Genomic DNA, 10,128 nt, shown 5'->3' with positions numbered 1-10,128 from the left:
CTGAAAATACAGTTAGTTCAATTTAATATATGATTTTCTAGGAAAAGGAAAAATAAGCTCATAAAACGCCCATAGTGCATAAATTATCAGCAATTAGACCTTACTAATAATGTTAGATCTCGCCCTGGCCAACCCAAAACTTGAACGAGTATAAGATGAAAGTCGAGTCAAATAGGCTTTGTGTTCGACTTAAGTCGCAGGCGACTGAGAGAAGAATGGTTAAATATATGTTTCATTACAAGTTGTTATTTTACAAAGAATTAACATATGTGTCTAGGTTCTGAGAGCAAGATCAAAATTCTTATCATTGCTGCTTAAAAAAAAGTTTTTCGTCCTACCTTGATTATTTTTAAAACTACTATTAATAAAACTGTCATTCATTTGATCTATTTTTGATTAGCCTGCGAATTACTTAGTAATATTTAGCTTATTAATTGATATTGATTTTTAAGTGGTTTCTAAGCAATTTCCAAATGAAATGGCATGTTTATTAAAGTTGACTGTATTTCTGGTTTAAGCAGTTCCAGATGCGGCTTCAGACAGCTTTACAATTTTTGTACGTTGTTTACTTGGAGTCTTAATCTTAATGAAGAAGCTAGCTTTGATCACGGGTTCAAAAGGCGGTATTGGTTCCGCTATTACATGCAAATTAGTGGCGCAAGGATATCGTGTGATTGCCACTTACTATACTGGCAACCTCGAATGCGCTAAGAAATGGTTTGAAGAGCAAAACTTCACCGAAGAGCAGGTGCGATTACTCGAGTTAGATGTGTCAGATTCAGCCCAGTGCGCAGAGCGTTTGAGTGCCATTTTACAAGAAGAAGGCACCATAGATGTACTGGTTAACAATGCTGGTGTGACACGAGACGGTGTATTCAAAAAAATGACTGCCGAGCAGTGGCACGATGTGATTAACACCAACCTTAATAGCCTGTTCAATGTGACTCACCCTCTGTTTGCTGCCATGTGTGAAAAAGGCAACTGTCGTGTCATTAACATTTCTTCGGTTAATGGTATCCGTGGCCAGTTTGGCCAAACCAACTACTCAGCTGCTAAAGCCGGCATGATAGGTTTTTCTAAAGCGCTAGCAGCGGAAGGTGCTCGCAGCGGTGTGACGGTTAACGTGATTGCCCCTGGTTACACTGCCACACCTATGGTAACGGCGATGCGCCCTGATGTGCTTGAGAGCATCACTGGCGAAATTCCGATGAAGCGTTTGGCTAAACCAGAAGAAATTGCAGCGGCAGTGAGTTACCTGGTCAGCGATGAAGCGGCCTATATCACGGGTGAAACCTTGTCTATTAACGGCGGTTTACACATGCATTAAGCCTGTGTGGATAGAATTGAAAAGGATAGGGTTGAGATGGAAAAAGTATACATTGTGGCTGCAAAACGTACTCCACTAGGTGCGTTTTTAGGCAGTTTAAAGGACTTTTCGGCAGGTAAGTTGGCCGCTTGTAGTATCAAAGGGGCATTAGACGCCATCGATTTACCAGCGAACGAAATAGATGAAGTGATCGTAGGTAACGTGATCGGTGCTGGTCAAGGCATGAATGTAGGGCGTCAGGCATCTATTTATGCGGATATTCCGGCCTCGGTGCCTGCGTATAGCGTGAATATGGTCTGTGGCAGCGGTATGAAAGTGGTGATGGATGGCGTGGCCCATATTCGCGCGGGTGATGCGCAAGTGGTCGTGGCGGCTGGCGTTGAAGTGATGTCACAAATCCCATTTGCTGCTGGCGCGGCAATGCGTCAAGGCCAAAAAATGGGCAATTTAGCGTTAACGGATCTGCTGATAAATGACGGCCTAACCGATGTGTTTAACCAATATCACATGGGCGTGACGGCTGAAAACGTGGCGAAGCAAGTGGGCATCACTCGTGAAGAGCAAGACGAATTTGCCTTGGCGAGTCAACAAAAAGCCGTGGCGGCAATTGAAGCAGGCCGTTTTGCTGATGAAATCGTGCCCGTTGAAGTGGTGTCTCGTCGTACCACGACGCAATTTGCCGTCGATGAATATCCAAAAGCAAATGCGACCTTTGAGGGGCTAAGTGGCCTGCGCCCCGCCTTTGATCGTGAAGGCAGTGTGACCGCAGGTAACGCTTCTGGCATCAATGATGGTGCGAGCAGTGTGGTTTTAGCCTCTGAAAGCGCGGTGAAACGCTTAGGTTTAACGCCGCTGGTTGAAGTCGTGAGTTATGCGCAAGTCGGTTTAGACCCAAGCGTGATGGGACTTGGCCCTGTTGGTGCGGTCACATCGGCGCTGCAAAAATCTAATCTTAATATTCAAGATGTTGATGTATTTGAGTTAAACGAAGCTTTTGCAGCTCAAGCCCTCGGCGTGGCGAAAGAGTTAGCGAAAGAGCATGAGGTACCGGTACAAGCTATTTTAGAAAAATCTAATTTTAATGGCGGTGCGATTGCATTAGGCCATCCATTAGGGGCTTCGGGCAACCGGATTTTAGTGTCGCTGGTTCATGAGCTAGCTCGCCAACAAGGAAACTACGGGGTGGCTTCTTTATGTGTGGGTGGCGGTATGGGCACAGCAGTCGTGGTAAAACGCTGTCAGTAGTTAGCAACAAGGAAACTTGCTTTATCTTGGTCGACTGTTCAGATGAAGCATGGGATTTTAATAGTAAGTTGAAAACTGCGCTTAACCTTAAGTGCGAATTTAAAATTTAGGAGATAAACCATGTATACCGATATGTTTAAGCTGTTTAATGAGCAATCAGAAAAAGCATTACAGCCATACGTAAAGTTCAATAAGTTGATGGCGAAAAATGCAGAAGTATTAACTGAATTGCAATTAAACGCCGTGCGTACTTACAGCGAAATTGGCTTATCGCAAATGAAAGCGGCCACGGAAGTGAAGGATGTGTCTTCACTGGCTGTATTTAACAGTAATCAAATGGCCGTGCTTACTCGTCTATCTCAACAAATGATGGATGACAGTAACAAGCTACAAAACATCGCCAAAGAGTTTAAGCAAGATGTTGAAGAGCTAACCAACGAGAATATTAAAGCGGCTACTCCCGCTTAATTGTCGACAAGTCAGCCACCCTTTCTGGGTGGCTTTTTCCGTTCAAGAGGGTCAACTTATGTTTCAAAACTTCTTCTCGGACTATCTTGTCAAATTGCAAGAAAGCAACCAGCAATGGTGGCAGGACTTTGAGCAAGGCAAGGGAGCCGTTAATTCACCGCTGAATCAAGCCATGAACGAAGTCAACTTTGAAGACTTTAAGCAATTATTGCAAGGGGCGGTCAATCAGCCCACCGCCATGTTAGAGCTGCAAATGCAGTGGTGGCAAAAGCAGATGGAAATTTGGCAGAACGTTATCCTGCAAGAAACGGATAAGCCTTCAGTGATTGAAGCTGAACGCGGCGATAAGCGCTTTGCAGATCAAGCTTGGCAAGAGCAAGCCATCTATAACTTTATCAAGCAATCCTATTTATTGTTCAGTAAGACATACCAAGACACCATCAATGCCGTTGAAGGTGTAGACGAAAAGACGAAAGAGCGTTTAAGCTTTTTCTCTCGCCAGATGATCAACGCCATGTCGCCCAGTAACTTTATCGCGACCAACCCTGAGCTACTTAAGTTAACCATGGAAAAAAATGGTGAGAACTTAATTAAGGGCTTATCTGTGCTGCAACAAGACATGGCCAGCAGTGCTGATGTACTCAAGATCCGCATGACCAATAGTGATTCGTTTAAGCTAGGCGAAAACGTCGCTAACACGGCAGGGGATGTGGTATTTAGAAATCATCTTTTTGAGCTAATTCAATACCGTCCTACCACGGAAAAAGTGAATGCTACGCCGTTGTTGATCGTGCCGCCGTTTATCAATAAATACTATATTTTGGATTTACGTGAAAAGAATTCCATGGTGCGTTGGTTGGTCGATCAAGGCCACACTGTTTTTATGATGTCATGGTGTAACCCAAGTGCGATGCATTCGGATGTTGCTTTTGGTGATTATGTCACCGAAGGGGTGGTGAAAGCGGTTGCCGCCATTGAAGATATTACCGGTCAAGAGCAGATCAATGCGGCAGGATATTGTATTGGTGGCACGGTGCTGGCTTCAACTGTGGCCTATTATGCGGCCAAGCGGATGAAAAAGCGCATCAAGTCGATGTCATTGTTCACCACGCTATTGGACTTTACCCAACCCGGCGAGGTTGGCGCATTTATTAATGAGCCCGTGGTTCGCGCGATTGAACTACAAAATAATACCCTAGGTTATATGGATGGCCGCTCCCTGAGTGTCACCTTTAGCCTGCTGCGTGAAAATAGTTTGTACTGGAACTACTACGTGGACAATTACCTAAAAGGCAATAGCCCTGTTGATTTCGATCTATTGTATTGGAACAGCGACAGTACTAATGTGGCGGCTACCACCCACAACTTTATGCTCCGTGAACTGTATTTAGAAAATAAGCTAGTGCAGGATAAAGGGGTTAAAATCGGCGGCGTATGGATTGATTTGGCTAAGATTAGGGTGCCGAGCTACTTTATTTCAACCAAAGAAGATCATATTGCCCTGTGGCAAGGGACATATCGCGGCGCCTTACAAATCGGCGGTGACAAAACCTTTGTACTCGGCGAGTCGGGCCATATTGCGGGTGTGGTTAACCACCCTGACAAGCATAAGTACGGCTTTTGGACAAACCAAGCCTTGGTCGATGATGCGCAGCAATGGTTTGATAATGCGGATCACACGGAAGGCTCATGGTGGTTACATTGGAACCAATGGTTATTAGGCTTTAACCCCGATGAACAAGTTGAGCCTTATCATATCGGCGCCGCTAACTATCCAGTATTAGGCCCAGCACCGGGTGAATACGTGAAGCAAACCTTACCCATTAAATCGCCAACCCAAGCGGTTGAAACGGAGTCTCTGGTCGCCACGGTGTAGCGGGGTTAGCAGTGAGATAGGCCATGATTAGCGTATAAAAAAGCCCTGTTGAATCAGGGCTTTTTCTTTTCGCGGCTGTTATCAGCACTTAATCGTGGGCATAACCTTGCGCAGGCAAGGCGTGACCGTCGAGTACGGCTTTGCCATCGGACATGACTAAACGTTTGCTAATGAACCACTTCACCGCCAGCGGGTAGATCCTATGCTCTTGATCTTGCACGCGAGCCGCAAGCTCTTCGGCGTTATCCTCAGAGAATACAGGCACCTTGGCTTGTAAGATCACGGGCCCACCATCGAGCTCTTCGGTGACAAAATGCACACTTGCACCATGTTCTTCATCACCTGCATCAATGGCCCGCTGATGCGTATTTAAGCCTTGATATTTAGGTAATAGAGAAGGGTGGATGTTCAGCATTTTACCGTGATAACGCTGCACAAACGCTGGCGTAAGGATGCGCATAAAACCCGCCATGACGATCAAGTCAGGTTGGTGCTTGTCAATTTCAGCCATCAAGGCTTGGTCATAAGCACTGCGATCAGTGATACCTTTACTGACTACGGTGATAGCAGGAATATTGGCGTCGTTTGCTCGCGTTAATCCATAAGCATCGGCTTTGTTACTAATCACAGCAACAATTTCACCCGGCTCTTGGCCGAGGTGAACTTGATCTATGATGGCTTGTAAATTACTGCCGCTACCCGAAATGAGTACCAGTATTCTGTTACTACTCATGGTTAGCCTTAGTTAATTACGACTTGTTGCTCGTCATCTGCCGCATTTTCGATGTGGCCAATTAACCAAGCGTTTTCACCTAGGCCAGTTAATAGCTCAAGGGCTTTTTCTTTATCGGCATCGGCCACGGCGATGATCATACCCACACCACAGTTAAAGGTGCGGTACATTTCTTCGGTTTCGACGTTACCGTTTTCTTGTAGCCAGTTAAAGATTTCAGGCCACTGCCAGCTGTTGCCGTCGATAACGGCTTTCGTGTTGGCTGGTAATACGCGAGGGATATTTTCCCAGAAGCCACCACCTGTGATATGAGACAGAGCGTGAACGTCAGTTTGCTTGATAAGCTCAAGTACTTGCTTCACGTAAATACGTGTCGGTTCTAGCAAGGCTTCACCTAAGGTGCTATCGCCAAACGGGGCGCTGGTGTCGGCACCTGACACTTCAAGGATCTTACGCACTAACGAGTAGCCGTTAGAATGGGGGCCACTAGAGCCTAATGCGATGAGCGCATCACCAGCAGCGACTTTTGAACCGTCGATAACGTCGGCCTTTTCTACCACACCGACACAAAATCCAGCGATGTCGTAATCGTCGCCTTCATACATGCCTGGCATTTCAGCTGTTTCGCCGCCAATAAGTGAACAGTTTGATAGTTCACAGCCTGCGCCAATACCGGTGACAACCGATGCTGCAACGTCAACATCTAACTTGCCAGTGGCGTAGTAATCAAGGAAGAACAGAGGCTCAGCACCTTGTACAATTAGGTCGTTAACACACATGGCTACCAAGTCGATACCCACGGTGTCGTGCTTTTTCAGGTCAATAGCAAGGCGTAACTTAGTACCTACACCGTCAGTACCCGCAACCAGTAATGGCTCTTTGTAACCAGCAGGAATTTGACATAGTGCACCAAAACCTCCCAAGCCACCCATAACTTCAGGTCGTTTAGTTCGTTTGCTGACACCTTTAATGCGTTCTACAAGAGCGTTACCCGCGTCGATATCTACGCCAGCATCTTTGTAACTTAAGGAAGTGGTTTTGTTGCTCACAGAAGTCCCTCACCCATAACCAGACAATGTTTTGCTGATGGCCTGTGCCATCGAGCAGTAAAAATTCGCGGGTATTTTAGCAGGGCTAGCCCACGAGTAGAAATATTTCTGTGTATTAATGCGCAAAATAATAAAAATTGGGCAGCGCCGGTGGCTAATTTTGCTAGAATTGTTCGGTTTTTTGCATTTTTATCGTGTATTGGAGTCAAATATGAAAATTCGTGAAGTTAAACACCCGTTAATTCAACATAAACTAGGGTTGATGCGTGAGGCCAACATTAGCACTAAACGCTTTCGTGAATTAGCGCGAGAAGTGAGTGCATTGCTCACTTATGAAGCAACTTCAGATTTGGCTTTGGAAGATGTCAATATTCAAGGCTGGGCAGAAGAAATCACGGTGCAGCAAATCAAGGGTAAGAAAATTACCGTTGTTCCTATCTTACGTGCAGGCCTTGGCATGATGGATGGCGTGCTTGAGCATATGCCCAGTGCCAAAATCAGTGTGGTAGGGATTTATCGCGACGAAGAAACCTTAGAGCCTGTGCCCTATTTTGAAAAACTGGTGAACCAAATTGATGACCGGTTAGCCCTAGTGGTCGATCCTATGTTAGCCACGGGCGGCTCTATGATAGCAACATTAGATTTATTGAAAGCGAAAGGGTGTACCAATATTAAGGTGCTTGTGATTGTGGCTGCGCCTGAAGGCATTGCAGCGCTTGAAAAAGCCCACCCAGATATAGAGTTATATACCGCTTCTATCGACCAAGGTTTGAATAAACACGGCTACATTATGCCGGGCCTAGGCGATGCTGGCGATAAAATATTTGGTACAAAATAAACGCACGTAAATAGCCACTAAGAGCTAGACAAAAAGCCTCTGCTACCCAACGGCGCTTACAAACGGAAATGGCAAGTTACGCGCAGTACTTAATTACAAACTGAATTGGGGAAATTATGAGTCAGGTAGAACAAGAAGAGCCGGCAAGTTATCAGGTTAATAGGGAACAACCGGTAGCAATCAATAGCCAATGGCAAACGGCGCTGGCCGGATCGCAAATGTTGTTTGTGGCCTTTGGCGCCTTGGTATTAATGCCACTGATAACGGGGTTAGATCCCAATGTCGCGCTGTTTACCGCAGGCGTGGGTACCTTACTATTTCAGTGGATCACTAAGCGCCAGGTACCTATATTTTTAGCCTCGTCGTTTGCTTTTATTGCGCCTATTTTATATGGCGTACAGACGTGGGGCATAGCTGCGACCATGTCTGGCTTAATGGCGGCGGGCTTTGTTTATATGCTGATGGCCCTATTTGTTAAGGTGCGCGGCACTGAGTTTATTCACCGTATTTTACCGCCAGTGGTGGTGGGACCGGTGATCATGGTGATTGGTTTAGGTCTTGCGCCGGTTGCAGTTAATATGGCCATAGGTAAAACGGGTGATGGCAGCGCTGTGTTAATGGAACAAGACACGGCGATGATCATTTCAATTTCAGCTCTCGTGGTGACCTTACTTATTTCGACCATGGCGAAAGGCATTTTTAAATTGGTGCCGATTTTTGCAGGCGTAGTAGCGGGCTACCTATTGGCGATGATGTTTGGCCAGGTCGACTTTACCCCCATCAAGGAGGCGGCGTGGTTTGGTGTTCCTAATTTTGTTGCGCCAGAATTTAACTGGCATGCCATTTTGTTTATGTTGCCTGTTGCCATAGCCCCAGCCGTTGAGCATGTGGGTGACATTTTAGCGATAGGTAATGTGACAAAAAAAGATTACCTAAAAAAACCGGGCTTACACCGCACCCTGTTTGGTGATGGCGTTGCTACCGCCGCCGCGTCGTGTTTCGGCGGGCCGCCAAATACCACTTATTCTGAGGTGACCGGAGCGGTGATGTTAACCCGTAACTTTAACCCTGTGATCATGACATGGGCTGCGGTGTTTGCCATTGCCTTAGCGTTTGTGGGTAAGTTTGGCGCTGTGTTGCAAACCGTACCTCCTGCTGTCATGGGGGGGATCATGATGCTGTTATTTGGTACCATAGCGTCGGTTGGCTTAAATACCTTGATCCGCCACCAAGTCGATTTAAGCAAGGCAAGAAACTTATGTATTGTTTCTGTTGTGCTTATCTTTGGTATTGGCGGTATGGCCTTTGGTATAGGCTCATTTAGCTTGCAGGGAGTCAGTTTATGTGGCCTTGTCGCCATAGGCCTTAATGTACTGTTGCCGAAGCGATAAGCCTGGGCTATGTATTGTAGGGCGGCATTGGCCGCCTTTTTTATCTGTGATTGAGCTGTAAACGGAGGAAAACATTGTGTTGGGCAGAAGGTTGATGGGGTTAGGGTGTCTGATGATGTGGATAATACTGAGCCTGCTAAGTGCCAGTTTCACACCCGCAATGGCACAAAATCTTTACCAAGTGTCACTGCCTGCGCCAAGTGATGAAACGCAACTGCCATTGATGAATGCCTTTGAGCGTATGTTATTAAAAGTAACAGGCAACCATCAACGCGTTGACCAAGTGATGCAATTGACCACGTTACCGTCCATGCATGAGCTGATATACCAGCAAACCCAGGCCGATGGTTCCCTCAACGTCAGCTTTAATCAGTATAAAGTTAACCAGTTATTGCGTACGGCTAATATTGATATATGGCCCACACCACGTCCGCGTGTATTGGTCTGGATAGCCCAGCAAACAGGCCAAGGTAACACCATTATTGGCGAGCACCAGCCGAATGAATTAGTCGCGGGCTTATACGAAGGCGGGCAGCAACGTGCTTTACCGATTGCACTTCCCTTGATGGATTTTGATGATTTGAGCGCCGTGACCTTTACTGACATTTGGGGGCGTTTTTTGCAACCTGTTGTGCAAGCTAGCCAGCGTTATCAGGTGCAGTATATTGTGTTAGTGAAAGTGCAATATAATGATAATAACCCGGCCGAAAGCCAAATGATTTGGCAGTTAATTGATAATACGGGCCATCCTTTGTCACAAGGTGAAGAGCTGGGTTTAATTGAAGACAGTGGCGTGACGTTGGCCAATCAACTGGCCGATGATTTGGCTGAGCGTTTAGCGGCTGCGCCTGAGGTTGCTCAGGGGACAAGCGTGCTGGTGGATGTCGAAAATATCAAAGGCATGGCCGATGTGGTGATGGTTAAGCGCTATTTTGAACAATTAGCCGGCGTGCACCAAGTGACATTAGCGTCGGTTAAACCCAATGGCATGCAACTTTCTCTTAAACTTCTCAGTAGTCAGCAGCAGTTACGCCAATTATTGACCGAGCAAGGGCGAGTGACTTGGCAAGAAGGGGATGTGAAAGCGGATCATTTGGCTGTCGTGTGGCAAGGGGCAGCGCCAGGAGGGGAAGCTCCATGATGCGCTTTGCCGAATATAGTAGCTAATGATACACTTGGCTCACCTCCAGACATTAAGATG

The 10,128-nt window shown here is 46.3% G+C and carries 9 protein-coding genes; 7 read left to right on the top strand and 2 right to left on the bottom strand.

Annotation, left to right across the window (positions count from 1 at the left end; genetic code table 11):
- Positions 1-586 precede the first annotated feature (586 nt).
- From K6Y21_RS20105 to K6Y21_RS20090, 4 genes are all read left to right on the top strand, one after another.
- Positions 587-1,327: an SDR family oxidoreductase gene (locus K6Y21_RS20105; protein WP_238486475.1), complete on the top strand. Its 741-nt coding sequence runs from the start codon at positions 587-589 to the stop codon at positions 1,325-1,327.
- Positions 1,328-1,363: 36 nt separating this feature from the next.
- Positions 1,364-2,572, top strand: a complete 1,209-nt coding sequence (locus tag K6Y21_RS20100) for an acetyl-CoA C-acetyltransferase (RefSeq protein WP_233073703.1) — start codon at positions 1,364-1,366, stop codon at positions 2,570-2,572.
- Positions 2,573-2,692: 120 nt separating this feature from the next.
- A complete protein-coding gene (locus K6Y21_RS20095; RefSeq protein ID WP_233073702.1) occupies positions 2,693-3,040 on the top strand; it encodes a phasin family protein in 348 nt (115 codons plus the stop codon).
- A 58-nt stretch (positions 3,041-3,098) separates the two neighbouring features.
- Entirely contained in the window at positions 3,099-4,916 is a 1,818-nt protein-coding gene (locus K6Y21_RS20090; RefSeq protein WP_233073701.1) for a class I poly(R)-hydroxyalkanoic acid synthase, read from the top strand.
- An 88-nt stretch (positions 4,917-5,004) separates the two neighbouring features.
- Here the strand turns inward: K6Y21_RS20090 and purN are convergent, their stop codons facing one another.
- Positions 5,005-5,649: a phosphoribosylglycinamide formyltransferase gene (gene purN, locus K6Y21_RS20085; protein WP_233073700.1), complete on the bottom strand. Its 645-nt coding sequence runs from the start codon at positions 5,647-5,649 to the stop codon at positions 5,005-5,007.
- A gap of 8 nt (positions 5,650-5,657) precedes the next feature.
- On the bottom strand, positions 5,658-6,698 hold the full coding sequence (gene purM / locus K6Y21_RS20080) for a phosphoribosylformylglycinamidine cyclo-ligase (protein ID WP_233073699.1): 1,041 nt from the start codon (positions 6,696-6,698) through the stop codon (positions 5,658-5,660).
- 211 nt (positions 6,699-6,909) lie between these two features.
- Here purM and upp point away from each other — a divergent pair, with 211 nt between their 5' ends.
- The 3 genes from upp (at position 6,910) to K6Y21_RS20065 (ending at position 10,068) form a co-directional block, all read left to right on the top strand.
- Positions 6,910-7,536: a uracil phosphoribosyltransferase gene (upp, locus tag K6Y21_RS20075; protein WP_233073698.1), complete on the top strand. Its 627-nt coding sequence runs from the start codon at positions 6,910-6,912 to the stop codon at positions 7,534-7,536.
- A gap of 116 nt (positions 7,537-7,652) precedes the next feature.
- Positions 7,653-8,927 (top strand): uracil-xanthine permease family protein, encoded by a 1,275-nt coding sequence (locus K6Y21_RS20070; RefSeq protein WP_285229771.1) that lies wholly within the window; start codon positions 7,653-7,655, stop codon positions 8,925-8,927.
- A 112-nt stretch (positions 8,928-9,039) separates the two neighbouring features.
- Entirely contained in the window at positions 9,040-10,068 is a 1,029-nt protein-coding gene (locus K6Y21_RS20065; RefSeq protein ID WP_233073697.1) for a DUF2066 domain-containing protein, read from the top strand.
- Positions 10,069-10,128: the final 60 nt, after the last annotated feature.

Source organism: Motilimonas eburnea (assembly GCF_021295345.1).
Classification (GTDB): domain Bacteria; phylum Pseudomonadota; class Gammaproteobacteria; order Enterobacterales; family CBDFNC01; genus Motilimonas; species Motilimonas eburnea.
Note: the sequence above shows the minus strand (reverse complement) of the source record. Positions and strands in the feature narration are given on the sequence as shown.